Source organism: Georgenia sunbinii, assembly GCF_036421875.1.
In the GTDB taxonomy this organism is placed as follows: Bacteria; Actinomycetota; Actinomycetes; order Actinomycetales; family Actinomycetaceae; genus Georgenia_B; species Georgenia_B sunbinii.
Genome location: NZ_JAZGOL010000003.1, coordinates 224,405 through 249,505 on the forward strand (window position 1 = coordinate 224,405; position 25,101 = coordinate 249,505).

At 72.4% G+C, this 25,101-nt stretch carries 22 protein-coding genes; 10 read left to right on the forward strand and 12 right to left on the reverse strand.

The annotated features are described in order from the left end of the window. Positions 1–164: 164 nt before the first annotated feature. From V2J52_RS08845 to V2J52_RS08870, 6 genes are read right to left on the reverse strand one after another with little or no spacing between them, the layout of a single operon-like run. Positions 165–938, reverse strand: coding sequence for an SDR family oxidoreductase (locus V2J52_RS08845; RefSeq protein WP_331227325.1), 774 nt, complete (start codon positions 936–938; stop codon positions 165–167). Positions 939–960: 22 nt separating this feature from the next. After that, positions 961–2,457, reverse strand: a complete 1,497-nt coding sequence (locus tag V2J52_RS08850) for a CoA-acylating methylmalonate-semialdehyde dehydrogenase (RefSeq protein ID WP_331227326.1) — start codon at positions 2,455–2,457, stop codon at positions 961–963. 24 nt (positions 2,458–2,481) lie between these two features. Further along, the gene (locus V2J52_RS08855; protein ID WP_331227327.1) at positions 2,482–3,798 is read right to left on the reverse strand and encodes an aspartate aminotransferase family protein; all 1,317 of its coding nucleotides are present in this window, start codon (positions 3,796–3,798) and stop codon (positions 2,482–2,484) included. Positions 3,799–3,827: 29 nt separating this feature from the next. Continuing rightward, positions 3,828–4,844, reverse strand: a complete 1,017-nt coding sequence (locus V2J52_RS08860) for a TIGR03842 family LLM class F420-dependent oxidoreductase (protein WP_331227328.1) — start codon at positions 4,842–4,844, stop codon at positions 3,828–3,830. Positions 4,845–4,853: 9 nt separating this feature from the next. Then, complete coding sequence (gene hydA / locus V2J52_RS08865) at positions 4,854–6,284, reverse strand: dihydropyrimidinase (RefSeq protein ID WP_331227329.1); 1,431 nt, start codon at positions 6,282–6,284, stop codon at positions 4,854–4,856. An 18-nt stretch (positions 6,285–6,302) separates the two neighbouring features. Further along, complete coding sequence (locus tag V2J52_RS08870; protein WP_331227330.1) at positions 6,303–7,151, reverse strand: nitrilase-related carbon-nitrogen hydrolase; 849 nt, start codon at positions 7,149–7,151, stop codon at positions 6,303–6,305. 152 nt (positions 7,152–7,303) lie between these two features. Here V2J52_RS08870 and proC point away from each other — a divergent pair, with 152 nt between their 5' ends. From proC to V2J52_RS08895, 5 genes are all read left to right on the forward strand, one after another. Beyond that, positions 7,304–8,122, forward strand: coding sequence for a pyrroline-5-carboxylate reductase (gene proC, locus V2J52_RS08875; RefSeq protein ID WP_331227331.1), 819 nt, complete (start codon positions 7,304–7,306; stop codon positions 8,120–8,122). Positions 8,123–8,192: 70 nt separating this feature from the next. Further along, positions 8,193–9,641, forward strand: a complete 1,449-nt coding sequence (locus tag V2J52_RS08880; protein WP_331227332.1) for a sugar porter family MFS transporter — start codon at positions 8,193–8,195, stop codon at positions 9,639–9,641. 114 nt (positions 9,642–9,755) lie between these two features. Then, positions 9,756–10,742 (forward strand): putative F420-0 ABC transporter substrate-binding protein, encoded by a 987-nt coding sequence (locus tag V2J52_RS08885; protein WP_331227333.1) that lies wholly within the window; start codon positions 9,756–9,758, stop codon positions 10,740–10,742. Between the two features lie 143 nt (positions 10,743–10,885). Continuing rightward, positions 10,886–11,944, forward strand: a complete 1,059-nt coding sequence (locus V2J52_RS08890; RefSeq protein ID WP_434056398.1) for an iron chelate uptake ABC transporter family permease subunit — start codon at positions 10,886–10,888, stop codon at positions 11,942–11,944. Beyond that, a complete protein-coding gene (locus tag V2J52_RS08895) occupies positions 11,941–12,735 on the forward strand; it encodes an ABC transporter ATP-binding protein (RefSeq protein WP_331227334.1) in 795 nt (264 codons plus the stop codon). Before V2J52_RS08890 ends, V2J52_RS08895 begins: the two co-directional genes overlap by 4 nt. Positions 12,736–12,740: 5 nt before the next feature. Here the strand turns inward: V2J52_RS08895 and cofE (V2J52_RS08900) are convergent, their stop codons facing one another. Both cofE (V2J52_RS08900) and V2J52_RS08905 read right to left on the reverse strand, forming a co-directional pair. Then, positions 12,741–13,538, reverse strand: coding sequence for a coenzyme F420-0:L-glutamate ligase (gene cofE / locus V2J52_RS08900; protein WP_331227335.1), 798 nt, complete (start codon positions 13,536–13,538; stop codon positions 12,741–12,743). Beyond that, entirely contained in the window at positions 13,538–14,536 is a 999-nt protein-coding gene (locus tag V2J52_RS08905) for a TIGR03557 family F420-dependent LLM class oxidoreductase (protein WP_331227336.1), read from the reverse strand. The genes cofE (V2J52_RS08900) and V2J52_RS08905 overlap by 1 nt, the downstream gene beginning before the upstream one ends. A gap of 45 nt (positions 14,537–14,581) precedes the next feature. Between V2J52_RS08905 and cofE (V2J52_RS08910) the strand changes: the two genes are divergently transcribed. From cofE (V2J52_RS08910) to cofC, 3 genes are read left to right on the forward strand one after another with little or no spacing between them, the layout of a single operon-like run. Beyond that, positions 14,582–15,379, forward strand: a complete 798-nt coding sequence (cofE, locus tag V2J52_RS08910; protein WP_434056399.1) for a coenzyme F420-0:L-glutamate ligase — start codon at positions 14,582–14,584, stop codon at positions 15,377–15,379. Continuing rightward, complete coding sequence (gene cofD, locus V2J52_RS08915) at positions 15,376–16,320, forward strand: 2-phospho-L-lactate transferase (protein ID WP_331227337.1); 945 nt, start codon at positions 15,376–15,378, stop codon at positions 16,318–16,320. The genes cofE (V2J52_RS08910) and cofD overlap by 4 nt, the downstream gene beginning before the upstream one ends. Continuing rightward, the gene (gene cofC, locus V2J52_RS08920; protein ID WP_331227338.1) at positions 16,317–16,988 is read left to right on the forward strand and encodes a 2-phospho-L-lactate guanylyltransferase; all 672 of its coding nucleotides are present in this window, start codon (positions 16,317–16,319) and stop codon (positions 16,986–16,988) included. The genes cofD and cofC overlap by 4 nt, the downstream gene beginning before the upstream one ends. Here the strand turns inward: cofC and V2J52_RS08925 are convergent. Further along, the gene (locus V2J52_RS08925; RefSeq protein ID WP_331227339.1) at positions 16,930–17,544 is read right to left on the reverse strand and encodes a nitroreductase family protein; all 615 of its coding nucleotides are present in this window, start codon (positions 17,542–17,544) and stop codon (positions 16,930–16,932) included. The genes cofC and V2J52_RS08925 overlap by 59 nt on opposite strands. 43 nt (positions 17,545–17,587) lie before the next feature. On the opposite strand from V2J52_RS08925, the gene valS reads away from it, so the two are divergent. Together valS and V2J52_RS08935 are read left to right on the forward strand one after the other, a co-directional pair. Beyond that, complete coding sequence (valS, locus tag V2J52_RS08930) at positions 17,588–20,290, forward strand: valine--tRNA ligase (RefSeq protein WP_331227340.1); 2,703 nt, start codon at positions 17,588–17,590, stop codon at positions 20,288–20,290. Between the two features lie 8 nt (positions 20,291–20,298). Further along, complete coding sequence (locus tag V2J52_RS08935) at positions 20,299–22,119, forward strand: AMP-dependent synthetase/ligase (RefSeq protein ID WP_331227341.1); 1,821 nt, start codon at positions 20,299–20,301, stop codon at positions 22,117–22,119. 6 nt (positions 22,120–22,125) lie between these two features. Here V2J52_RS08935 and V2J52_RS08940 read toward each other — a convergent pair whose 3' ends face one another. The 3 genes from V2J52_RS08940 to clpX all read right to left on the reverse strand — a co-directional run bounded on the left by V2J52_RS08940 (position 22,126) and on the right by clpX (position 25,080). Next, positions 22,126–22,443, reverse strand: a complete 318-nt coding sequence (locus V2J52_RS08940) for a chorismate mutase (RefSeq protein WP_331227342.1) — start codon at positions 22,441–22,443, stop codon at positions 22,126–22,128. A gap of 58 nt (positions 22,444–22,501) precedes the next feature. Further along, positions 22,502–23,689 carry a baeRF2 domain-containing protein gene (locus V2J52_RS08945; protein WP_331227343.1) on the reverse strand — a complete coding sequence of 396 codons (1,188 nt, stop codon included), beginning with the start codon at positions 23,687–23,689 and terminating at the stop codon, positions 22,502–22,504. A gap of 119 nt (positions 23,690–23,808) precedes the next feature. After that, entirely contained in the window at positions 23,809–25,080 is a 1,272-nt protein-coding gene (gene clpX, locus V2J52_RS08950; protein ID WP_331227344.1) for an ATP-dependent Clp protease ATP-binding subunit ClpX, read from the reverse strand. Positions 25,081–25,101: the final 21 nt, after the last annotated feature.

A 25,101-nucleotide genomic window follows, 5' to 3' on the forward strand; every position in this document is an offset into this window, starting at 1 on the left:
CACCTCGCTTGCCGCCGGCGCGTGGCTGGGTGCCGCGTTCCGGGGCCACTCTCGTGCGGGGATGACGGTCCGCGTCCGGCCGGGTCTACTGGGAGCTGGCGCCCCGTTCTTCCGGCAGCTCACCGGTGATGGCCGGGTCGTCGCCTGTCGGGCGATTCTAGCCTCTACTCCGTCCGGGCGACCACCGTGTTCGACGCCTGCGCGCGGGGCCGCAGCACCATGAGGTCGACGTTCACGTGGTGCGGGCGGCTCAGCGCCCACGCGACGGCGTCGGCGACGTCCTCCGCGACGAGCGGCTCGGCGACGCCTCGGTAGACGGCCTCGGCGGCATCGGCGTCGCCGCCGAGCCGGTTGAGGGAGAACTCCTCGGTCTGGACCATGCCCGGGGCGATCTCCAGCACCCGGACCGGCTGGCCGACGAGCTCCAGGCGTAGCGTCGTGGCGACCACCCGCTCGGCGTGCTTCGCCGCGACGTAGCCGCCACCGCCGGGGTAGGTGTCCAGCGCGGCCGTCGAGGTGAGCACGAGGACGTCGCCGGCGCCGCTGTCGCGCAGGTCCGGCAGCAGCTGCTGGGTCAGCCGCAGCGTGGCGAGCACGTTGCGCTCGTACATCGCCAGCCAGTCCTCGGCCCTGCCGTGCTCGACGCTGTCGGCACCGACCGCGCCGCCGGCGTTGTTGACCAGGCTGTGCAGCACGCCACCGCCGCGGACGTGCGCGACGAGCGCGGCGACGTCGTCGGCGCGGGTGAGGTCGGCCGGGAAGAACGTGCAGCCGGTCTGCGCGGCGAGCGCCTCGAGCCGGTCGGCGCGCCGGGCGGTGGCGACGACGTCCCAGCCGTCGGCCCGCAGCCGCCGGACGGTCGCGGCGCCGATCCCGGTCGAGGCGCCGGTGACGAGGGCGCGGCGGGGCTGGGCGGTGGGCACGGCAGGATCGGTCATGGCGGCCATCTTGCCCGAGCAGTCAGTCGTGCTCGGGGAAGCCCAGGTTGAGCCCGCCGTGGCTGGGGTCCAGCCACCGGCTGGTGACGGCCTTCTCCTGGGTGTAGAACGCCAGCCCGTGGCGTCCGTAGGCCTTCGCGTCGCCGAACAACGAGGCCTTCCAGCCGCCGAAGGAGTGGTAAGCCACCGGCACCGGGATCGGCACGTTCACCCCGATCATGCCCGCGGTCACCTCGAGCTGGAAGCGGCGCACCGCACCGCCGTCGTTGGTGAAGATCGCGGCGCCGTTGCCGTAGGGGCTCGCGTTGACCAGCGCCAGGCCCTCGTCGAAGCCGGCGACCCGGATCACCGAGAGCACCGGCCCGAACACCTCGTCGGTGTACACCGTCGAGGAGGTGGGCACCTGGTCCAGCAGCGTGGGGCCGAGCCAGAACCCGCCGGGGTCCCCGTCGGGCTGCACGTCGCGCCCGTCGACGACGAGCTCGGCGCCGTCGGTCACCGCGACGTCCACGTAGGAGGCGACCTTGTCCCGGTGCGCGGCGGTGATCAGCGGACCCATGTCGGTGCCGCGCCGCCCGTCCCCGGTGCGCAGCCCGGACATCCGCTCGGTGATCTTGGCGACCAGCTCGTCGGCGACGGAGTCGACCGCCAGCACCACCGAGATCGCCATGCACCGTTCCCCGGCGGAGCCGAAGCCGGCGTTGATCGCGGCGTCGGCGACGAGGTCGAGGTCGGCGTCGGGCAGCACGAGCATGTGGTTCTTCGCCCCGCCGAGCGCCTGCACGCGCTTGCCGTGCGAGGTCGCCGTCTCGTAGACGTGCCTCGCGATCGGGGTGGACCCGACGAAGGAGATGGCGGCGACGTCCGGGTGGACGAGCAGCGCGTCCACCGCCTCCTTGTCGCCGTGGACCACGTTGAAGACGCCGTCGGGCAGCCCGGCCTCCTGCAGCAGCCCGGCGAGCCAGCTCGCGGCGCTGGGGTCCTTCTCCGAGGGCTTGAGCACCACGGTGTTCCCCGCGGCGATCGCCAGCGGGAAGAACCACAGCGGCACCATCGCCGGGAAGTTGAACGGGCTGATCAACCCGACCACGCCCAGCGGCTGGATCACCGAGTACACGTCCACCCCGGTGGAGACGTTGACCGAGTACTCCCCCTTGAGGTGGGCCGCCGCGCCGCAGGCGAACTCGACGACCTCGAGCCCCCGGGCGATCTCGCCGCCGGCGTCGGAGAGCACCTTGCCGTGCTCCGCGGTGAGGATGTGCGCCAGCTCGTCCCGGCGGGCGGCGAGCAGCTCCCGGAAGGCGAACATCACCCCCTGGCGCTTGGCCAGCGACACTTGGCTCCACGCGCCGAACGCGTCCTTCGCGGCATCGACCGCGGTGGCCACGTCGGCCGCGGAGGCGAGGCGGACCTGCTTGCTCACCACGCCCGTCGCGGGGTCGTAGACCGGCCCGGTCCGGTTCCCCGTGCCGGCGTGGGTGGCGCCGGCGATCCAGTGGTCGAGCACGTCGGTGGTCATGTCGTCTCCTCCAGGTTGTTGCGGTCAGCCGAGCAGGTCGATCGTGAGGACCTCGTCGAGCGCGGCGACGCCCCGGGCGACCTCCTCGGCGGTGATGACGCACGGCGGCACCACGTGGATCCGGTTGTCCACGATCATCGGCAGCACCCCGCGCGCGAGCAGCTCGGTCTTCACCCGGCCCATCACCACCCCGCTCGCCGGCTCGCGGGTGGTGGGGTCGGCGACCAGCTCCAGCACCCAGAACACGCCCTCGCCGCGGGCCTCGCCGACGACGGCGTGGCGCTGCGCCAGGTCCGCCAGCGCGGGACCGAGGACCTCGGCGCCGATCCGGGCGGCGTGCTCGACGATGCCCTCGGCGGCCATCGCCGTGATCGAGCCGACGATGCTGGCCATCGCCAGCGGGTGGCCGGAGTAGGTGAGCCCCCCGGGGTAGACCCGGTCGTCGAAGGTAGCGGCGATCTCGTCGGAGATGATCACCCCGCCAGCCGGGACGTAGCCCGAGTTCACCCCCTTGGCGAAGGTGATGAGGTCCGGAACGACGTCGTACCCGTCGAGCGCGAACCACCGGCCGGTGCGGCCGAAGCCGGCCATCACCTCGTCGAGGATGAGCACGATGCCGTGGCGCTCGGTCAGCTCGCGCACCCCGCTGAGGTAGCCGGGGGGCGGGACGAGCACCCCGGCGGTCCCGGGCACGGTCTCCAGCAGGACGGCGGCGATCGACTGCGGCCCCTCGGAGATGATCATCCGTTCCAGGTGGTGCAGCGCCCGCTCGCACTCCTCCTCGGGTGTCGTCGCCCAGAACTCGCTGCGGTACAGGTAGGGGCCGAAGAAGTGCACGTGCCCCCGGGCGTACTCGTTGGGCACCCGGCGCCAGTCACCGGTGGCGACGATCGCCGCCCCCGTGTTGCCGTGGTACGAGCGGTAGGTGGAGAGCACCTTGTCCCGGCCGGTGTGCAGCCGGGCCATCCGGACCGCGTTCTCGATCGCGTCGGCCCCGGCGTTGGTGAAGAAGACCTTGGACATGCCCGACGGCGCACGCTCGGTGATGAGGCGGGCCGCCTCGCTCCGGGCGGCGTTGGCGTACGCCGGGGCGACGGTGGTGAGGATCTCGGCCTGCTCCCGGACAGCGGCGACCACCGCGGGGTGCTGGTGGCCGATGTTGACGTTCACCAGCTGGCTGGAGAGGTCCAGGTACTCCCGGCCGGCGCCGTCCCACACGGTGCTGGCACGACCGCCGGCGATGACCATCGGGTCGAGCGCGCCCTGGGCGGACCACGAGTGGAAGACGTGGGCGCGGTCCAGGTCGCGGACCTCCTGGTCGGTCATGGGGTGCTGGGACATCGGTTGCCGCCTTTCTCGAGGGTCGGTGCTCACGCGCGGGCCGTCACGTGCTCGCCGAGGGCCGGGATGACCGTCTCGCCGTAGACCCGCAGCGTCTCTTCCTTGTTGTCGTGCTGCAGGTAGCCGGCGAACTGGTCCACGCCCAGCGCCTGCAGCGCCCGGAGCTTGTCGATGTGCTCGGCGGCCGTGCCCATGACGCAGAACCGGTCGACGATCTCGTCCGGCACGAACTCGGTGTGGGTGTTGCCGGCGCGGCCGTGCTCGTTGTAGTCGTACCCCTGCCGCCCGGCGATGTAGTCGGTCAGTGCGGCCGGCACGGCGCCGCCGGTGCCGTAACGGGCGACGATGTCGGCGACGTGGTTGCCGACCATGCCGCCGAACCAGCGGCACTGCTCACGCATGTGGGCGGTGTCGGTGCCGATGTACATCGGGGCGGCGACGCAGACGGTGATCTCCGCGGGGTCGCGCCCGGCGTCGGCGGCGGCCTGGCGCACCGTGGCGATCATCCACTCGGCGATGTCCAGGTCCGCCAGCTGCAGGATGAACCCGTCGGCGACCTCACCGGCGAGCTGGAGCGCCTTGGGCCCGTACGCCGCGACCCACAGCTCCAGCTCGGAGCCGCGGGACCAGGGGAACTGCACCTGTACCCCCTGGTGCTCCACCGGCCGGGAGTTGGCCAGCTCCCGGATGACGTGCACCGCCTCGCGCAGCGTCTGCAGCGTTGTCGGCTTGGCCCCCAGCACCCGCACCGCGGAGTCGCCGCGGCCGATCCCGCAGACCGTACGGTTGCCGTACATCTCGTTGAGGGTGGCGAAGACCGACGCGGTGACGGTCCAGTCCCGGGTGGCCGGGTTGGTCACGAACGGCCCGACCTTGATGGTGCGGGTGCGCTCGAGGATCGCCGAGTGGATGACGTAGGGCTCTTGCCACAGCAGGTGGGAGTCGAAGGTCCACACGTGGCTGAAGCCGTGCTGCTCGGCGAGGGCCGCCAGCTGCACGGTGCGCGCAGCCGGCGGGTTGGTCTGCAGGACGACACCGAAGTCCATGCTCGCTCCTCAGCTGAGGTACTGGGTCAGGTCGCGCTTGAGGTAGCGGCCGTCGCCCTTGCGCCCCAGGTAGGCGCCGTCGTCGACGACGACCTTGCCACGGGAGAGCACGGTGTCCACGTGCCCGTCGATCTCGAAGCCCTCCCACGCGGAGTAGTCCATGTTCATGTGGTGCGTCTTGCCGTACCCGATCGACGTGTGCCCGTTCGGGTCGTAGACGACGATGTCCGCGTCCGCGCCGGGCACGATGACGCCCTTGCGGCCGTACAGGCCGAACATCCGCGCCGGGGTGGTCGAGGTGAGCTCGACCCAGCGCTCGAGGGTGAGCCGGCCGGTCACCACGCCCTGGTACATGAGGTCCATCCGGTGCTCGAGCCCGCCGATCCCGTTGGGGATGGCCCGGAAGTCGCCGCGGCCCAGCTCCTTCTGGTCCTTGAAGCAGAACGGGCAGTGGTCGGTGGAGACCATCTGGAGGTCGTTGGTGCGCAGCGCCTGCCACATCGCGTCCTGGTGGCCCTCCTCGCGGGACCGCAACGGCGTCGAGCACACCCACTTGGCGCCCTCGAAGCCGTCCTGCCCGCCGGCGGCGAGCTGTTCCTCGAGCGACAGGTAGAGGTACTGCGGGCAGGTCTCGCCGAAGACGTTCTTGCCGGCGTCGCGGGCGGCAGCGAGCTGGGCGACGGCCTGCTTGGCGCTCACGTGGACGACGTACAGCGGTGCCCCGGTGACGTCGGCGAGCATGATCGCGCGGTGGGTGGCCTCCTCCTCGAGCTGCCAGGCCCGCGCGATGCCGTGGTAGTACGGCCCGGTCTTGCCGGCGGCGACCAGCTGCTCGGCGAGGACGTCGATCGCCGGTCCGTTCTCCGCATGCATCATCGTCAGCAGCCCGGTGTCGCGGGACGTCTGCATCGCGCGCAGCACCTGGGCGTCGTCGGCGTAGAAGACGCCCGGGTAGGCCATGAACAGCTTGTAGCTGGTCACGCCCTCGTCGACGAGGGAGCCCATCGCGGCCAGCGAGTCCTCGTCCACGCCGCCGATGATCTGGTGGAACCCGTAGTCGATCGCGCAGTTCCCGGCCGCCTTCTCGTGCCACGTGGCCAGGCCGTCCTGGACCCGCTCCCCGTGGCGCTGGACGGCGAAGTCGATGATGGTCGTGGTGCCGCCGTGCGCTGCGGCCCGGGTGCCGGTCTCGAAGGTGTCGGAGGCGTTCGTCCCGCCGAAGGGCATCTCCATGTGGGTGTGGGCGTCGATGCCGCCGGGGATGACGTACTTGCCCGCGGCGTCGATCACCCGGTCCACCGAGGCGGCCAGGTCGGTGCCCAGCAGCACGCTGCCGGGGGCGAGGACGGCAACGATCCGCTCGCCGTCGACGAGGACGTCGGCGGCCCCGCGCCCGGTGGCGCTCACGACGGTCCCACCGGTGATCAGGGTGGTGCTCATGCGCAGCTCCTTCGCTGGTTACGGCTGGGGTATCGCGGTGTAGGTGTCGGGGCGGCGGTCGCGGTAGAACTGCCAGTCGTCGCGCATCTGCTGCACCAGGTCCAGGTCGAGGTCCCGGACGATCAGCTCCTCCTGCTCGGCGGAGCCGAGCTCGCCGACATGGTTGCCGCGCGGGTCGATGACCTGGCTGGTGCCGTAGAACGTCACCGCCTCGTCGCCGTACTCGTTGTCCTCCAGCCCCACCCGGTTGGGCTGGAGCACAAAGTAGCCGTTGGCGACCGCGGCGGACGGCCCCTCGACCTCCCACAGCCGGTTCGACAGCCCCGGCTTGGTGGCGTTGGGGTTGAACACGATGTGCGCCCCGCCCAGGCCGAGCTCGCGCCAGCCCTCGGGGAAGTGCCGGTCGTAGCAGATGTAGGCGCCGACCTTGCCGACGGCGGTGTCGAACACCGGGTAGCCGAGGTTCCCGGGACGGAAGTAGAACTTCTCCCAGAACTTCTCCAGGTGCGGGATGTGGTTCTTGCGGTACTTGCCCAGAACGGTGCCGTCGGCGTCGACGACGACGGCGGTGTTGTAGTAGATCCCGGGCTGCTCCTCCTCGTAGATCGGCAGCACCATCACCATCGACAGCTCCTTGGCCAGCGCCGCGAACCGCTGCACGATCGGCCCGTCGGCCGGCTCGGCGAGCCGGTAGTACTTCTGGTCCTGGGTGATGCCGAAGTAGGGGCCGTAGAACAGCTCCTGGAAACAGATGATCTGCGCGCCCTGCGCGGCGGCATCACGCGCGAACTGCTCGTGCTTGTCGAGCATCGACGCCTTGTCGCCGGTCCAGGTCGTCTGCGTGATCGCTGCCCTGACGGTGGTCACTGTCGCCTCCCGTTCATCGACTGCTCCCTCGGCGGCGAGGGGGTCTGGGAACGGTATCGGACCGGGCGGCAAAGACAACCCCCTTCGGCCACCGGAGTTCGGCGTCGCTCGCGTCATACTGGGCACCGCCCCTACTTATCGCAGGAGAGATCATGACGATCGGATTCATCGGGGCCGGCAACATGGCCGGCGCCATCATCCGCGGCCTCGTGGCCGCCGAGGTCGTCACCGGCCGCGACATCCTCGTCCACGACGTCAGTCCGCAGGCCGCGCAGGACCTGGCCCGGGAGACCGGCGCCTCGGTCGCGAGCTCGGCGTCCTCCCTGGTGGCCGGCAGCGAGGTGGTCGTGCTCGCGGTCAAGCCGCAGGTGGTGGCGGCGGTGCTGCGGGAGACCGGGGAGACCATCGCCGGCCACCGGCCACTGATCGTCTCGATCGCGGCGGGCACCACGCTGGCCACCCTCGCCGGCCACCTGCCGGCGGGCAAGGACGTGCCGGTCGTGCGGGTGATGCCCAACGTCAACGCGATGATCGGCGCCGGTGTGGCCGCCGTCTGCGGCAACGAGGCGGCCACCGCCGCGGACCTCGCCCGGGTGCAGGAGATCTTCGCCGCGGTGGGCGAGGTCGTCGAGCTGCCGGAGAAGGACTTCTCGACGTTCACCGCGCTCGCCGGCTCCGGACCCGCGTTCGTCTTCACCTTCATCGACGCGCTGGCCCGCGGCGGGGTGATGAGTGGCATGCCGAAGAAGCTCGCCACGCTCATCGCGGCGCAGACCGTGCTCGGCAGCGCGCAGCTCGTCCTCGACAGCGCGGAGGACGGCCACACCCCGGCCGATCTCGTCGACATGGTCAGCTCGCCGGCGGGCACCACGGTCGCCGGGCTGGTCGCCATGGAGCAGGCCGGCTTCTCCCCTGCCGTGGTCCGCGCCGTCCAGGCCACTGTCGCGCGCGGCGACGAGCTCGCCGGCTGAAGACGTTCGGCGCGCCGAACCCCACCGCCGTCGCTACGGTCGGCAGACCACTCGACGGGGGGAACGCGACATGACCGACACAGCACCGACCGCCACGATGAACGGGCGGATCCTGGGCATCAGCCTGGCCGCCGCGATGGGCGGGTTCCTCTTCGGCTTCGACACCGCGGTGATCAATGGTGCGATCGAGGCGATGAGCGCCGACTTCGGCCTCAGCGGGTTCCTCAAGGGCTTCGCGGTGTCCTCGGCGCTGCTCGGCTGCGTCGCCGGTGCCTGGTTCGCCGGGCCGCTCGCCTCCCGCCAGGGCAGGGTCCGAGTGATGGTCGTCGCGGCGGTGCTGTTCGCCGCCTCGGCGATCGGCTCGGGCCTGGCCTTCGGCACCTGGGACCTCATCGCCTGGCGGGCGCTGGGCGGCCTGGGAGTCGGCGCCGCCTCGGTGATCGCGCCGGCGTACATCGCCGAGGTCTCACCCGCCGACGTCCGCGGCCGGCTCGGCTCGCTGCAGCAGCTGGCGATCGTGCTGGGGATCTTCGCCGCGCTGCTCACCGACGCGTTCCTCGCCGACGTCGCCGGCGGCTCGGCCGAGGTGCTGTGGCTGGGCCAGGAGGCCTGGCGGTGGATGTTCCTGGCCGAGGCGGTGCCCGCGGTGCTCTACGGCCTGTTCGCGCTGACCATCCCGGAGTCGCCGCGGTACCTCGTCGACCAGGACCGCGACGACGAGGCCGCCGAGGTCCTGCGGAAGTACACCGGGGTCAAGGACACCGCGGCGAAGATCAACGAGATCCGCAAGTCGCTGCAGCGCGAGGCCCGCGAGGGCCTGGGCGACCTCAAGGGCGGTGCGATGGGCCTCAAGCCCATCGTGTGGGTCGGCATCGCGCTGGCGGTGTTCCAGCAGTTCGTCGGGATCAACGTCATCTTCTACTACTCGACGACGCTGTGGCGCTCGGTCGGCTTCGACGAGAGCCAGGCGCTGACCACCTCGGTGATCACCTCGGTCACCAACGTCCTCGTGACCATCGTCGCGATCCTGCTAGTGGACAAGGTCGGCCGCCGGCCGATGCTGCTGTTCGGCTCGATCGGCATGGCGGTCACGCTGGGAACGATGGCGGTCGCGTTCTCCCAGGCGGATGTCGTCGACGGCGTGGCCACCCTGCCGCAGCCGTGGGGGACGGTCGCGCTCATCGCTGCCAACGGCTTCGTCGTCGCGTTCGGCGCCACGTGGGGGCCGGTGATGTGGGTGCTGCTCGGCGAGATGTTCCCCAACAAGATCCGGGCGACCGCGATCTCGGTGGCGTCGGCGGCGAACTGGGTGGCGAACTTCGTGGTCTCCACGACCTTCCCGACGCTCTCGGAGATCGGGCTCACGCTGGCCTACGGCCTGTACGCGTTCTTCGCGCTGGTCTCGTTCTTCTTCGTGCTGTGGAAGGTGCCGGAGACCAAGGGCCGCGAGCTGGAGGACATGAGCGACGAGAGCCACCAGCGCGGCCCCGCCACGACGGCTGAGGGGACCGGCATGTAGTCTGGGCGGCGGATCCCGGGCGGTGCCCGGTGGCCGGCCTCGATCTGGGCCGGCGATCCGCGCGCGGCGCTGTGACTGCGCAGAGTTCCTCATCCGAACCTGCCTGGAGTCCCTGTGCACCGTCGCCCGCTTTCCGTCGCCGCCTCGCTCGGCGGCCTGGCCCTCCTGCTCGCCGGCTGCGGCTCGGCCGCGACCGAGGAGCCCGGCGCACCGGCCACCACCGCGACGGCCGGCTTCCCGGTCACCGCGAGCAGCTGCGGCACCACGACGACGCTCGACGCGCCCCCGGAGCGGATCGTGACGATCAAGTCCTCGGCGACCGAGATGGTCCTCGCGCTGGGCGCCGGCGACCGGCTCGTCGGCACCGCGTTCTCCGACGGGCCGCTGCCCGACGGCGTCCCCGAGCCGCCGGTCCTCGCCGAGCAGAACCCGTCGCGCGAGGCCGTCCTCGACCTGGAGCCCGACCTCGTCTACGCCGGCTGGGAGTCCAACCTCTCCGACGACGGCGCCGGCGAGCGCGCCGGGTACGAGGAGCTGGGGATCTCGACCTATGTCTCCCCCTCTGCCTGCGAGGACCCGCAGCTGGCGCCCGACGCGCTCGGCTTCGAGGACGTGTTCGCCGAGATCGAGGAGGTGGGCCGGATGCTCGGCACGCCGGACGAGGCCGCCGCGCTCGTCGCGGAGCAGCGCGAGGCGCTGGCGGCGGTCACCCCGACCGGCGAGGGGCTGACCGCGCTGTGGTACTCCTCGGGATCCGACACCCCGTTCGTCGGCGCCGGCATCGGTGCCCCGCAGATGATCATGTCGGCCGCCGGGCTGACGAACATCGCCGACGACGTCGCCGACACCTGGACGTCGCTGTCCTGGGAGGCGGTCGCCGACCGCAACCCCGACGTGCTCGTGCTCGTCGACTCCGCCTGGAACACCGCGGAGTACAAGATCGACCTGCTCGAGTCCAACCCGGTGACCGCGGCCCTGCCTGCCGTGCAGGAGCAGCGCTACGTGGTGATCCCGTTCCCGGCGACCGAGGCCGGCGTCCGCAACGTCGCCGCCGTCGAGGACCTCACCCGTCAGCTCGCCGAGCTGAGCGTGACGCCATGACCGACCTCGACCGCCCCCGGTCCCCCACAGCCGACTTGTCCCCCACAGCAGGATTGTCACCCACAGCCGACTTGTCACCGACAGCGGGATTGTCCCCGACAGCAGACTTGTCACCGACAGCCGACTTATCGCCGACAGCGGGATTGTCCACGGCGCCCCCGCGCCGGCCCGGCCGGCTGCGGCTGGGCGTGGTGGTCGCCGTGATGCTGGCCGCGCTGCTCGCCGCGATGAGCTGGGCGCTGACCGTCGGTCCCGCGTCGATCACGGTGACCCAGGTGTGGGCCTCGGCCTGGCACCACGTGTGCACCGCGCTGACCCCTGGCTCGATCAGCTGCTCGGCCGACTCCCTCACCGCGATCCAGGACGCCATCGTGTGGCAGGGCCGCGGCGCCCGGGTGGTGGCGGCGGTGGCCGTCGGGGCGGGGCTGGCGGTGGCCGGGACGGTGATGCAGGCCGTGGTGCGCAACCCGCTGGCCGACCCGTACCTGCTCGGCGTGTCCTCGGGCGCGTCTCTCGGAGCGGTCAGCGTGCTCGTGCTGGGGATGACCGTGCTGCTGCCCGTGGCCGCCTTCGTCGGCGCGATGGGCGCACTTTTCCTCACCCTGCTGCTCGCGGCGGGCCGCGGCGGCGGGCTGCCGCCGGTGCGCACGGTGCTCGCCGGGGTGGCAGTCGGCCAGGCGTTCTCCGCGATGGTGAGCTTCGTGATCTTCTGGTCGGCGACCGGCGACTCCTACCGCGAGATCCTCTCCTGGCTGCTCGGCTCGTTCGGCGGGATCAGCTGGCCGGAGGCGCTGCTCGCGCTCGGCGCCACCGTGGTGCTCGGCGGGCTGCTCGCCTCGCGCGGCCGGGTGCTGGACGCCTTCGCCTTCGGTGACGTCTCCGCGTCGTCACTGGGCATAGACGTCCGGCGAGCCCGCTGGCTGCTGCTCGTGGCGGTCACGCTGCTGACCGCCGTCCTCGTGTCGGTGTCCGGCGCGATCGGCTTCGTCGGGCTCGTCGTGCCGCACGCGGTACGGCTGGTGATCGGCGCGCGCAACCACCGGGTGCTGCCGGTCGCCGCCCTCGTCGGCGCACTGTTCCTGCTGCTCGCCGATACCGGCGCCCGCACCCTGTTCGACCCGCGCGAGCTGCCGGTCGGCATCCTCACCGCCGCCATCGGGGCGCCGGTGTTCGCCGTCCTGCTGCGACGGAGCCGGCTGTGAGCACGACGACGGCGCGTACCGGTGCTGCGCTCACCGTCGCCGGCCTCGACGCGACCATCGACCGGACCGCCATCCTGCGCTCGGTCGCCGCAGAGCTGCCGTCGGGCGCGGTGAGCGCGGTGGTGGGCCCCAACGGCTCGGGCAAGTCCACCCTGCTGCGCGTCCTCGTCGGCGCGCTCGCCGCGGATCGCGGCGCAGTGCTGCTCGACGGCCGCGAGCTGGCGGCGCTCTCCCGGCGGACCCGGGCCCGTGAGCTCGCGCTGGTCGAGCAAGACTCGGCGGCGGCCGTCGCGATGGACGTGCTCGACGTCGTCCTCCTCGGCCGGACCCCGCACCGTGCGGCGTGGGGCGCGGACTCCGAGCACGACCTCGCCGTCGCGCACGACACGCTGCGCCGCACCGGCGCGGACGGGCTCGTCGGCCGCGACGTCGCGACGCTGTCCGGCGGTGAGCGGCAGCGGGTCCACCTCGCTCGCGCGCTGGCGCAGGCGCCGCGGCTGCTCATGCTCGACGAGCCGACCAACCACCTCGACGTCGCCGCGCAGCTGGACGTGCTGCACCTCGCCGGCGAGCTGGCCGCCGGCGGCGTCACCGTACTCACCGCGCTGCACGACCTCAATCACGCGCTGCGTTACTGCGACCACGTCGTCGTGCTCGACGGCGGCCGGGTGGTCGCCGCCGGCGCGCCCACCGAGGTGCTCACCGAGGAGCTGGTGTCCCGCGTCTACGGCGTGCGCGCCGAGCGGGTGCAGGTCCGCGGCCGGGAGATGCTGGTCTTCGAGCGCGGCTGACGTCGTTACGCCCGGTCGTCCGTCAGCCGCCCGTCGGCCAGCCCGCGGGCGTAGGCCTCGGCCGCGCCCTCCCGGAACAGGTCGTCGCCCGCCGGCCGGGCGAGCAGACCGGCGCCGGCACCGTCCTCGACGGTCACCAGGTGCCCGAGCCCCCGCACGACGGCGACCGGCCGGCCCTCGGCCTTGCCCTTGACCAGCTCGGCGGCGGCCGCGATCTCGTCGGCAGCGGCGATCGTCGTCATCTGCAGCTGCCGGCCGTAGCCGTCGCGCCGGCCGCGGTGGTCGACGAGCACGACGACGCCGGCCGCGCCGATCGCAATGTCGGCCACGCCTTCGCGCCACGGCCGTCCGACGGTGTCGGTGACGACGACGCCGGGCCGCACGCCCAGCCGCGCGTCGAGGCCGCGCCGCAGCGCCCGGGCCGAGGCGTCAGGGTCCTCCGGCAGCAGCAGCGCGGTGCCCAGCGGCACGTCGGAGGTGTCGACGCCGGCCGCCGCCAGCACCAGGCCCTGCGGGGTCTGCACGATCTGCAGCGTCGAGCCGTCGGGCCGCGCCCGCTCGGCGACCACCCGCACCGTCTGCGAGGCGATCGCCGCCGCCACCTCGGCGCGGTCACGGCCGGCCACCAGCCGCCGCTCCGCCTTGGCGATCACCTTGCTGGCCACGACGACGACGTCGCCGTCGGCCATCCCGGTCGAGCCGTCGGGCCACACCAGCGCGCGCAGCGCCGGGGCGATGATCGCGGGGAGGTCGTCCCCGCCGGTGACCGGGGGCAGCCCCTCGACGGCCTGGACGAGCAGCATCAGCGCACCACCTTCGGCAGCACCTCGCGGCCGAAGACCTCGGCCCACTCGCGCTGGTTGCGCCCGACGTTGTGCAGATAGATCCGGTCGAACCCGAGGTCGACGTACTTCTCGATCTCGGCACGGTGGACGTCGGGGTCGGCGGAGATGACCATCCGGCCCTCGAAGTCCTCGGCCCGCACCTGCTTGGCCATCGCGGCGAAGTCGAACGGCGAGCGGACGTCGGACTTGGCGAACCGCATCGCGCCGTTGGGCCACTGCTCGAGTGCGTTCGCCACGGCCTCCTCGTCGGTGCGCGCCCACGACAGGTGCAGCTGGAGCAGCTTCGGCATGGTCGCCGGGTCCTTGCCGGCCTCGCGGGCGCCCGCGGCGAACCGGGCCAGCAGCCCGTCGACCTTCTCCACCGGCGCCCCCATCGTGATGAGGCCGTCGGCGTGCTTGCCGGCGCGGCGCGCGGTCACCGGGCCACCGGTGGCGACGTAGATCGGCGGCGCGACCTCCGGCATGGTCCACAGCCGGGTGGACTCGTGGCGGTAGAAGCTCCCGGAGTGCCGAGTGTCCTTGCCGGCGAGCGAGCTGGTGAACAGCTTGCTGATGATGTCCACCGCCTCGAACATCCGGTTGATCCGCTCCGGCGCCTCGGGCCAGTAGCTGCCGGTGACGTGCTCGTTGAGAGCCTCGCCGGAGCCGACGCCGAGCCAGTGCCGGCCGGGGTTCATCGCCGCGAGCGTCGCCGAGGCCTGCGCGACCATCGCCGGGTGGTAACGGAAGGTCGGGGCGGTGACGCCGGGACCGAGGTCGCCGCGGGTGCGCTCCCCGAGGGCGGCCAGCACGTTCCACACGAACGGCGCCTGCCCCTGCGAAGGGGTCCACGGCTGGAAGTGGTCGGCCGCCATGACGCCGGAGAAGCCCTGCGACTCCGCGTACGCGGCGAGGTCCACCGCCTCGGTGGGGTGGAGCTGCTCGAGGGCAGCGACGTAACCGATCGTCAGGTCCATGGGGCAAGTCTCTCAGGGCCACGCGGTGGCGATAGCCTGGCGTCCATGATGAGCGGCGCCCTGATGATCGCGGCCGTCGACGGTCTCCCGCAGCTGCAGCACGGCGACGAGCTGGTCGACGTCCTGCTGCCCGGACTCACCGGGCTGCGCTGGCCCGACGGCACCACCGGGCTGCGCCCCGACGACATCGTCGTCGTCACCAGCAAGGTGGTGAGCAAGGTCGAGGGCCGGCTGGTGCGCACCGACCGCGAGCAGGCGATCGCCGCCGAGACCGTCCGGGTGGTCGCCAGCGTCCGGCGCGGTGACGTCACGACGAGCATCGTGGAGAACCGCCAGGGCCTGGTGATGGCCGCCGCCGGCGTCGATGCCAGCAACACCGAACCGGGCACCGTGCTGCTGCTGCCGGTCGACCCCGACCGGTCGGCCGCGCAGCTGCGGTCCGAGCTGCAGGAGCGTACCGGCACCCGGCTCGGCGTCGTCGTCACCGACACCGCGGGCCGGCCGTGGCGCTCGGGGCTGATGGACCTGGCGATCGGCAGCGCCGGCGTGCGGGTGCTGGAGGACCTGCGCGGGCAGCTCGACTCCCACGGCAACGCGCTGACGTCGACGGTGGCGGCGGTGGCGGACGAGATCGCCTCCGCGGTGGAGCTGGTCACCGGCAAGACCACCAACCGCCCGGTCGCGGTCGTGCGCGGGCTGTCGCACCTCGTCACCGACGAGGACGGGCCGGGCTGCCGCAGCGTCCAGCGGCCGTCCGACGAGGACCTGTTCCGGCTCGGCGCCGCCGAGGCCTACGCCGAGGGCTGGCAGGCGGCTCTCGCGTCCACGCCCACCGCACCGTGACACCGGTCGGCCGCACCGACCGGGCCGTCACGCTGCTGTCCGGCGGCGGCGGTGGCGCGAAGCTCGCCGATGGTCTGGCCCGGGCCACGGCGGGGCTGACCGTCGTGGTCAACACCGCCGACGACGCCGTGCTCTACGGGCTCTCGGTCAGCCCCGACGTCGACACCGTCATGTACACGCTCGCCGGCCGGGTCAACCCGCAGACCGGGTGGGGCGTCGTCGACGAGACGTTCACGACGCTGACGACGATGGCCGCCCTCGGCGAGGACATCTGGTTCCGGCTCGGCGACCGCGACCTCGCCACCCACATCCTGCGCACCCAGCGGTTGCGCGACGGCGCCACGCTGAGCGAGGTGACGGCACAGCTGTGCACCGCGCTGGGCGTCGCGCCACGCGTGCTGCCGATGACCAACGACCCGGTGGTCACCCGGGTGGCCACCGCCGCCGGGACGATGAGCTTCCAGGAGTACTTCGTCGGCCGCCAGCACCGCGACGAGGTGCACGGCATCTCCTTCGCCGGGATCGACGGCGCCCGCCCGGCCCCGGGCGTGCTGCCCGCGCTCACCGACGCCGACGTCGTCGTGCTCGGCCCGTCCAACCCGTTCGTGAGCATCGGGCCGATCCTCGCCGTCCCCGGCGTCCGGGCGGCGCTGGCTGCCAGCTCGGCGCACCGCGTGGCGGTCAGCCCGATCGTCGGCGGCGGCGCGCTCAAGGGGCCGGCCGCGGCGATGCTCGCCTCTCTCGGCCACGAGGTCTCCCCGCTGGGCGTCGCGCGGCTGTACGGCGGCCTGGTGGACACCTTCGTCCTCGACGAGCTGGACGCGCAGCTCGCCCCGGCCGTCGAGGACCTGGGGATGTCCGTGCTCGTCACCCGGACGGTGATGGCCACCGCGAGCGACCGGGAGCTGCTCGCCGGCGAGCTCCTCGCGGCGGCGGCGTGACCCGCCCGGTGACCACCGCCGTCGTCCCGCTTCGCGACGGCTCCGGCAAGACCAGGCTGGCCGACCGGTTCGGCGCCCAGCAGCGCAGCGACCTCGTCGCGGTGCTCGCCCGGCACGTGGTGGCCGCGCTGCTCGACGCCGGCGTGGTCCGCGACGTGCTCGTCGTCACCCGCGACCCCGGCTTCGCTGCTGCCGCCCTGCCGGCCGACCCGCGGCTGACCGTCGTCAGCCAGCCCGTGGACCGGCCCGGCCTCAACGCCGCCGTGGACCTCGGCCGCCGGCTCGCGGTCGTCGGGGGCGCCGGCCGGCTGCTGATGATCCACGCCGACCTGCCGCTGCTCGATGCCGCCGATGTGCGTGCCCTGCTCGCGCCGGACGCCCCGCTCGTGCTGGCGCCCGACGACGCCGGTGAGGGCACCAACGCGCTCGTGCTCGACGCGTCGGTGCGCGGCTTCGCCTTCCGGTTCGGCCCCGGCAGCCGGGCCGCGCACGCCGTGCACGGCGCCGCGCTCGGGCTGCGCACCGCCGTCGTGCACCGGCCGGGGACCGCGACGGACCTCGACACCCCGGCCGACTGGGCGCGGCTGCCGGCGGCCACGCGCGAGACGCTCAGTGCGTCCAGTGACCGCGGCGGACGACGTCCTCGACCGGCGTCCGCGGCCGGCTGACCGCCGAGCCACCGGCGCGCTCCTGCGGCGCCGGGTGCCCCACGGTGATGGCGCCGACCGGCGCGTAGGCCGACGGCACCCCGAACTCCTCGCGGAACACCTCGAGCCGGCCGCCGGGGATGCCGAAGAAGCACGCCCCCAGCCCCTCGTCGGTGGCCGTCAGCAGGATGAGCAGCGACGCCATGCCGGCGTCGACGTGCCAGTAGGGCACCGGCCAGCGGTCCTCCCGCCGGTCGGTCCACCCCTTGTCCGGCTCCGCGTACCGGTCGAGGTAGGCGGCCTTGCTCGACAGCGGCACGATCACCACGGGCGCCGCCCGCATCCCCCGGAGCCAGCCGTCCGGCTCCGCTGCGCGCGCCGGCGGCGTCGTCGCCGTCCAGAAGCGCTCGACGTCGGCCGGCCGGTCAAGCACGAGGAACGCCCAGCCCTGGCTGAAGCCGGCGCTCGGGGCGCGCACCGCGGCGCGGACCAGCCGGTCCACCACGGCGGGGTCCACCGGCTCGTCGGAGTACCTGCGCACCATCCGCCGTTGGTGCACGACGTCGTCGAGTTCCACCCCCGGAGTATGGCAGTCGACAACCATGAAAGAATCGGGCCTCATGACCGACGCGCACTCCCCGGACCAGTCCGCCCCGCTGCCCGCCCCCGCGGTCCCGGACAAGGTGAGCCTCGACGGCCTCGAGCTCACGTGGGCCGCGGCGTGGCAGGAGAACGGCACCTACGCCTTCGACCGCACCGCCACCCGCGAGCAGGTGTTCTCCATCGACACCCCGCCGCCGACCGTCTCCGGGTCGCTGCACGTCGGCCACGTGTTCTCCTACACCCACACCGACGTCGTCGCCCGCTACCAGCGGATGCGTGGCAAGCAGGTGTTCTACCCGATGGGCTGGGACGACAACGGCCTGCCCACCGAGCGCCGGGTGCAGAACTACTACGGCGTCCGGGTCGACCCCTCGCTGCCCTACGTCGCGGACTTCGTTCCCCCGCACGACGGCGGGGACGGCAAGAGCGTCAAGGCCGCCGACCAGCAGCCGATCTCCCGCCGCAACTTCGTCGAGCTGTGCGAGCGCCTCACCGTCGAGGACGAGAAGCAGTTCGAGGACCTGTGGCGCTACCTCGGGCTGAGCGTCGACTGGGCCCACCACTACCAGACCATCGGCAACGACGCCCAGCTCGTCGCGCAGGCGGCGTTCCTGCGCAACCTCGCCCGCGGCGAGGCCTACCAGGCCGCCGCGCCAGGGCTGTGGGACGTCACCTTCCAGACCGCCGTCGCCCAGGCCGAGCTGGAGGCCCGCGACCACCCCGGCCACTACCACCGGGTGGCCTTCGCGCTGTCCGACCCGGCTCTCGGCGCCGACCTCGAGCAGGTCACCGACGGCAAGGTCTACATCGAGACGACCCGTCCCGAGCTGCTGCCCGCCGTCGTCGCCCTCATCGCCCACCCCGACGACGAGCGCTACCAGCCGCTGTTCGGCACCACGGTCCGCTCCCCGCTGTTCGACGTCGAGGTCCCGGTCCTCGCGCACCCCGCCGCGGAGATGGACAAGGGCGCCGGCATCGCGATGTGCTGCACCTTCGGCGACCTCACCGACGTCCAGTGGTGGCGCGAGCTCGACCTGCCCACCCGCCCGGTGGTCCGCCGCGACGGCCGGCTGCTGGCCGAGGCACCCGAGTGGGTCGCCACCGAGCAGGGCCAGGCGCTGTGGCACGAGTCGATCGCCGGCCGCACCACCTTCACCGCCCGCAAGGAGATCGTCGACGCGCTGCGCACCAGTGGCGACCTCGACGGCGAGCCGGTCGCCACCCAGCGCAAGGTCAACTTCTTCGAGAAGGGCGACAAGCCGCTGGAGATCGTCACCTCCCGGCAGTGGTACATCCGCAACAGTGGCCGCCCCGGCACCGACGCGCAGGGCCGCGACCTCCGCGAGGCGCTGCTCGCCCGCGGCCGCGAGCTCGGCTTCCACCCCGAGTTCATGCGGGTGCGGTACAACAACTGGGTCGAGGGCCTCAACAGCGACTGGCTCATCTCCCGCCAGCGGTTCTTCGGCGTCCCGATCCCGGTCTGGTACGGGCTGGACGACGACGGCGAGCCGGACTACCAGCGAGTGCTCAGCGCGGACGAGGCGAGCCTGCCGGTCGACCCGAGCATCGACGTGCCGCCCGGCTACACCGAGGACCAGCGTGGCGTCCCCGGCGGGTTCGTCGGTGAGGTCGACATCATGGACACCTGGGCCACCTCCTCGCTCACCCCGCAGATCGCCGGCGGCTGGCTGCGCGACGAGGACCTGTTCGCCCGGGTGTTCCCGATGGACCTGCGCCCCCAGGGGCAGGACATCATCCGCACCTGGCTGTTCTCCACGGTGGTCCGCTCCCACCTGGAGTTCGACTCGCTGCCCTGGCAGCACGCCGCGATCTCCGGCTGGATCCTCGACCCGGACCGCAAGAAGATGTCGAAGTCGAAGGGCAACGTCGTCACCCCGATGGGTCTGCTCGAGGAGCACGGCTCGGACGCGGTGCGCTACTGGGCGGCCTCCGCCCGGCTGGGCACCGACGCCGCCTTCGAGGTCGGCCAGATGAAGATCGGGCGCCGGCTGGCGATCAAGCTGCTCAACGCCTCGAAGTTCGCGCTGACCATGGGCGGCGACGCCCCGGTGAGCATGGAACTCACGGCGGTCACTGAGCCGATCGACCGCGCGCTGCTCGCGGGCCTGGCCGACGTCATCGAGACCGCCACCATCGCGCTCGAGCGCTACGACCACACCCGGGCGCTGGAGGTCACCGAGACGTTCTTCTGGACGTTCTGCGACGACTACCTCGAGCTGGTCAAGGACCGCGCCTACGACTCCGAGGGCAGCCACGGCGCTGCGGCGACCTCCGCCCGGGTCGCGCTCGCGGTGACGATCGACTCGATGCTGCGGCTGCTCGCGCCGTACCTGCCGTTCGCGGCCGAGGAGGTGTGGAGCTGGTGGCGCACCGGCTCGGTGCACGCCGCACCGTGGCCGACGTCATCGGCGCTGCGGGCCGCGGTGCCCGACGGCGAGCCGGCGCTGCTGACCGCGACCGGTGAGGCGCTGGCCGCGCTGCGCAAGGTGAAGTCGGAGGCCAAGGTCTCCCAGCGCACCACCTTCGCCCGCGCCCGCCTCGAGCTGCCCAGCGACCACGTCGAGCACGTCTCGCGGGCGCTGACCGACCTGCGGGCCGCCGGCCGGGTCCGGGGCGACCTCGAGATGCTCGGCCGCAGCGCGCTGGACGGCGCCGAGGTCACCGACCACGAGCTCGACGACCCGCCCGCCAAGCGCTAGGAGCACCGATGACCGAGCAGCGACCGCACGCGCGCACCCCCGGCCTCGGCCGGGTCGAGCCTCAGATGTCCATCCCGTGGCTACTGACCGACCGGGTCTCCCGCGACCCCGCCGGCACCATCTTCGAGCGGAAGTCCGCGCTGGGCACCGAGTTCGTCCCGGTCTCGACGACGACCTTCGCCGACGAGGTCACCGCGGTGGCCAAGGGGCTCATCGCGATGGGCGTCGAGCCCGGCGACCGGGTCGCGATCATGTCCCACACGAGCTACGAGTGGTCGCTGCTGGACTTCGCGGCCTGGTCGGCCGGCGCCGTCCCGGTGCCGGTGTACGAGACGTCCTCGGCCGAGCAGGTCGAGTGGATCGTCTCGGACTCCAGGGCCCGGCTGGTGTTCACCGAGACCCGCGCCATGGCAGGGATGGTCGACCCGCTGCTCGCGACGCTCGACGACCTCGAGGACGTCCTCATCATCGGTGAGGACGCCATCTCCGGGGTCATCGAGCGCGGCGCCGCCGTCGCGGCCGAGGAGGTCGCCGCCCGGCAGGCGGCGCTGACCACCGACAGCCTCGCGACCATCATCTACACCTCGGGGACCACCGGCCGTCCCAAGGGTGTGGAGCTGACGCACGGCAACTTCGTCACGCTGGTCGTCAACGGCACCGACGACCCGAACTTCTCCGACGTCGTGCGCGGCGCCGACAGACGCACACTGCTGTTCATGCCCCTGGCCCACGTCTTCGCCCGGTTCGTCCAGGTGCTGTGCGTATACTCCGGCGCCGCCATGGGCCACGTCCCGGACGCCAAGAACCTCGTGGCGGACCTCGGCGTGTTCCGCCCGACCTTCCTCCTCGCGGTGCCGCGGGTGTTCGAGAAGGTGTACAACTCCGCCGACGCGAAGGCCGGTACCGGCACCAAGCAGAGGCTCTTCCGCTGGGCGGCGAAGGTCGCCATCGAGTACTCCCGCGCGCTGGAGACCACCGCCGGGCCGCCGGCCGGGCTGCGCGCGCAGCGGGCGCTGGCCGACCGGCTCGTCTACGCCAAGATCAAGCAGGCGATGGGCGGCTCCCTCGACTGGGCGATCTCCGGCGGCGGCCCCCTCGGCGAGCGGCTGGGCCACTACTTCCGCGGCATCGGGGTCGGCGTGCTCGAGGGCTACGGCCTCACCGAGGTCGGTGCCCCCACGACCGTCAACCGCCCTGGGCTGGTCAAGATCGGCACCGTCGGTCCGCCCTACCCCGGCACCGAGATCGCCATCGCCGACGACGGTCAGGTGCTCGTGCGCGGCGACCACGTGTTCCGCGGCTACCACGACGACCCGGAAGCGACGGGGGCGGCCTTCACCGAAGACGGCTGGTTCATCACCGGCGACCTCGGCACCCTCGACGCCGACGGCTACCTGCGGCTCACCGGGCGCAAGAAGGAGATCATCGTGACCGCGGGCGGCAAGAACGTCGCTCCGGCGGTGCTCGAGGACCGGTTGCGGGGCCACCCGCTCGTCAGCCAGGTGGTCGTCGTCGGCGACGGTCGCCCGTTCATCGGCGCACTCGTCACCCTCGACGAGGACATGCTCCCGAGCTGGCTCGCCAACCACGCCCTGCCGGCGATGACGGTCGAGCAGGCCGCCACCGACGAGCGGGTGCTCGCCGCCCTCGACCGCGCCACCACCCGGGCCAACGAGGCGGTCTCACGGGCCGAGTCGATCCGTAAGGTCTCGGTGCTCACCACCGACTTCACGATGGAGAACGGCTACCTGACGCCGTCGCAGAAGGTCAAGCGGGCCAAGGTGCTGCGGGACTTCTCGTCGGAGATCGACGCGATCTACGGCAGCTGAGCCGGCTCAGCGCGCCTGACGGGACTCGGCGGTCGCCTCGTGGTGACGGATGACCTCCGAGACGATGAACGCGAGGAACTTCTCCGCGAACACCGGGTCGAGGCCGGCCTCCTCGGCCAGCGCGCGCAGCCGCTGGATCTGCCGCGCCTCACGACCGGGGTCGGAGGCCGGCAGCCCCAGGTCGGCCTTGAGGTGCCCGACGCGCTGCGTGCACTTGAAACGTTCGGCCAGCAGGTGGATGAGGGCCGCGTCGATGTTGTCGATGGTCCCCCGGGCACGGGCGAGCTCGTCGGGGATCGCCTGCGGCGTCGGTTCGTCGCTCATGGGTCGATCCTAGGACGCCGACGCACTCGCCCGGCCCGGGCGTCCACCGGTGGTCGCGCTACACCCGCGAGGTGTCAGCGCTCTGGGTGTGGACCGACTCCCCCGGCGTCGAGGCGTCGCGCCAGCGCAGCAGGGCACCGACGCCGTCGGCGATCTCCACGCTGGCCTCGTCGACGATCGTCACGCCGGCGCCCTGCTCCGCGGCGGCGCGCCCGGTGGCGAGACCGACCGGCACCTCCCGAGGCTCGGTGACGCCCAACGAGGCGAGGTCGGTCGCGTCCGCCGCGATCTGCAACGGGTCGTCCCCCACCCACAGCGTGCGCCCCAGCAGCGGCGAGTTCGGTCCGGTGGTGTCCTCGCGCAGGATGAGCTCGGCGACCTGTCCCCGCCGCAGGGCGTCGACGACGTCCGCCAGGCCCTGGGTCGCGGCGCCGTCGCGCCCCTCCTCCTGGCGGAACCGGTCGAGCACGTCCTCCCGGCGTCGCGCCCGGAAGGTCGCCAGCGCCTCCTCGACCTTGCGCTCGAAGGCATCCTCGTGGACGCCCGACGCCCGGGAACCGCCCTCGATGACCGTGACGAGCGGGCCGGCCTGGGCACCGAGGCGGTCACGGACCAGGGCCACCGCCCGGACGTCGCCGGTGAGCAGCACGATCTCCGCGTGGCGGCTCGTGACGATGCGGTCGACCTCCTCGGCCACGGCCTCGGCGTTGCGCTCCCAGGAGTCCTCCGCGCGCGCCTGCAGCCGCCGCGAGGCCATCCCGGCCCGACGGACCTTGTTGATGACGTCGTGGCCACCCTCGACGCTCGACGTGCTGTCGTCGTCGCCGCCGTACTCGACGGCGGCGCTGTGCTGCAGCGTGAGGTCCGCGCCGTGGCGGTCGACCTCGACGAGCAGGTAGCGCACCGTCCGGTCGGCGATCCGCGCGAGCGAGGTCACGCACACCCCGACGACCGCGACGTCCAGCGGCGGTGGGACGTCGATGACCCGGTCGATCACGACCCCGTCACGCCCGCCGACGATCACCCTGCCGTGCCGTCCTGCCACGTGGGTGGGGACCCGCACCTGCTCACCGACCCGGTCGAGGGCCTGGGCCGAGGCGCCCCGGGCCTCGAGGGTACGGCGCAGGTCGCGCCACCGGGTGAGCACGGTCTGCGCGCCGAGCTCGCTCTCGGTCGTCGCGTCGAAGGCGATGGTCACGACGTCGTCGTCGTCGGGGATGAGGTTCGTGAGCCAGTCGATCTGCATGGTGGGCACCTCGCTCGTCTCGAGTGAATCGGGTGAGCGACGACGGTGCGGAGCGTCCGGCGTCGCTCACCGTCGACACTACGGGAGGTCGGCCGGGCTGTCGCCGGGGAGGGGCGAGGTCAGGCGCTCTTCTCGCGAGGAGGGCGACGCTTCTTCTCGCGAGGCACGAGCGTGGGGTTGACGTTCTCGTCGACGACCTCACGGGTGATGAGGACCTTGGCGACGTCGTCGCGGCTGGGCACGTCGAACATCGGCTCGCGCAGGATCTCCTCGAGGATCGCCCGCAGGCCCCGTGCGCCGGTGCCGCGCAGCAGCGCGAGGTCAGCGATCGCCTCGAGCGCGTCGTCGGAGAACTCCAGCTCCACGCCGTCGATCTCGAACATCCGCTGGTACTGGCGCACGAGCGCGTTGCGCGGCTCGGTGAGGATCCGGACCAGCGCCTCCTGGTCGAGGGGCGACACGCTGGCGACCACCGGCAGCCGGCCGACGAACTCGGGGATGAGACCGAACTTGTGGAGGTCGGCGGGCCGGACGTCCTTGAGCTGGTCCACGGTGTCGTCCGTGGAGCGGAGCGTGGCGCCGAAACCGATCCCGCTGCGGCCCACCCGCGAGGTGACGATGTCCTCGAGCCCGGCGAACGCGCCGGCGACGATGAACAGCACGTTCGTGGTGTCGATCTGGAGGAACTCCTGGTGGGGGTGCTTACGACCGCCCTGCGGCGGCACGGAGGCCTGGGTGCCCTCGATGATCTTCAGCAGCGCCTGCTGCACGCCCTCGCCGGAGACGTCACGGGTGATCGACGGGTTCTCGCTCTTGCGCGCGATCTTGTCGATCTCGTCGATGTAGATGATGCCCTTCTCGGCCTTCTTGACGTCGAAGTCAGCGGCCTGGATGAGCTTGAGGAGGATGTTCTCGACGTCCTCGCCGACGTAGCCGGCCTCCGTCAGCGCGGTGGCGTCGGCGATCGCGAACGGCACGTTGAGCATCCGCGCGAGGGTCTGGGCGAGGTAGGTCTTGCCGGTACCGGTGGGGCCGACGAGGAGGATGTTGGACTTGGAGAGCTCGACGCCCTCCTCGGTGCTGGGCGCCTTCTCCGCCGCCTGCACCCGCTTGTAGTGGTTGTAGACCGCCACCGCGAGCGAACGCTTGGCGGGCTCCTGGCCGATGACGTACTCGTCGAGGAACTCGAAGATGTCCTTGGGCTTGGGCAGGTCCACCAGGCCGAGCTCGCTGGCCTCGGCGAACTCCTCGTCGATGATCTCGTTGCACAGGTCGATGCACTCGTCGCAGATGTACACGCCGGGGCCGGCGATGAGCTTCTTCACCTGCTTCTGGCTCTTGCCGCAGAAGGAACACTTGAGCAGGTCCGCACCTTCAACACTCCGCGCCATGCCTACTCCTTCGTCGTCCTC

What these genes read in the sequence shown, in the direction of transcription:
- V2J52_RS08845 (WP_331227325.1), bottom strand. Translation starts at nt 938, where the DNA reads ATGACCGATCCTGCCGTGCCCACCGCCCAGCCCCGCCGCGCCCTCGTC.
- V2J52_RS08850 (WP_331227326.1), bottom strand. Translation starts at nt 2,457, where the DNA reads ATGACCACCGACGTGCTCGACCACTGGATCGCCGGCGCCACCCACGCC.
- V2J52_RS08855 (WP_331227327.1), bottom strand. Translation starts at nt 3,798, where the DNA reads ATGTCCCAGCACCCCATGACCGACCAGGAGGTCCGCGACCTGGACCGC.
- V2J52_RS08860 (WP_331227328.1), bottom strand. Translation starts at nt 4,844, where the DNA reads ATGGACTTCGGTGTCGTCCTGCAGACCAACCCGCCGGCTGCGCGCACC.
- hydA (WP_331227329.1), bottom strand. Translation starts at nt 6,284, where the DNA reads ATGAGCACCACCCTGATCACCGGTGGGACCGTCGTGAGCGCCACCGGG.
- proC (WP_331227331.1), top strand. Translation starts at nt 7,304, where the DNA reads ATGACGATCGGATTCATCGGGGCCGGCAACATGGCCGGCGCCATCATC.
- V2J52_RS08880 (WP_331227332.1), top strand. Translation starts at nt 8,193, where the DNA reads ATGACCGACACAGCACCGACCGCCACGATGAACGGGCGGATCCTGGGC.
- cofE (WP_331227335.1), bottom strand. Translation starts at nt 13,538, where the DNA reads ATGCTGCTCGTCCAGGCCGTCGAGGGGCTGCCCCCGGTCACCGGCGGG.
- V2J52_RS08905 (WP_331227336.1), bottom strand. Translation starts at nt 14,536, where the DNA reads ATGGACCTGACGATCGGTTACGTCGCTGCCCTCGAGCAGCTCCACCCC.
- cofE (WP_434056399.1), top strand. Translation starts at nt 14,582, where the DNA reads ATGATGAGCGGCGCCCTGATGATCGCGGCCGTCGACGGTCTCCCGCAG.
- valS (WP_331227340.1), top strand. Translation starts at nt 17,588, where the DNA reads ATGACCGACGCGCACTCCCCGGACCAGTCCGCCCCGCTGCCCGCCCCC.
- V2J52_RS08935 (WP_331227341.1), top strand. Translation starts at nt 20,299, where the DNA reads ATGACCGAGCAGCGACCGCACGCGCGCACCCCCGGCCTCGGCCGGGTC.
- V2J52_RS08940 (WP_331227342.1), bottom strand. Translation starts at nt 22,443, where the DNA reads ATGAGCGACGAACCGACGCCGCAGGCGATCCCCGACGAGCTCGCCCGT.
- V2J52_RS08945 (WP_331227343.1), bottom strand. Translation starts at nt 23,689, where the DNA reads ATGCAGATCGACTGGCTCACGAACCTCATCCCCGACGACGACGACGTC.
- clpX (WP_331227344.1), bottom strand. Translation starts at nt 25,080, where the DNA reads ATGGCGCGGAGTGTTGAAGGTGCGGACCTGCTCAAGTGTTCCTTCTGC.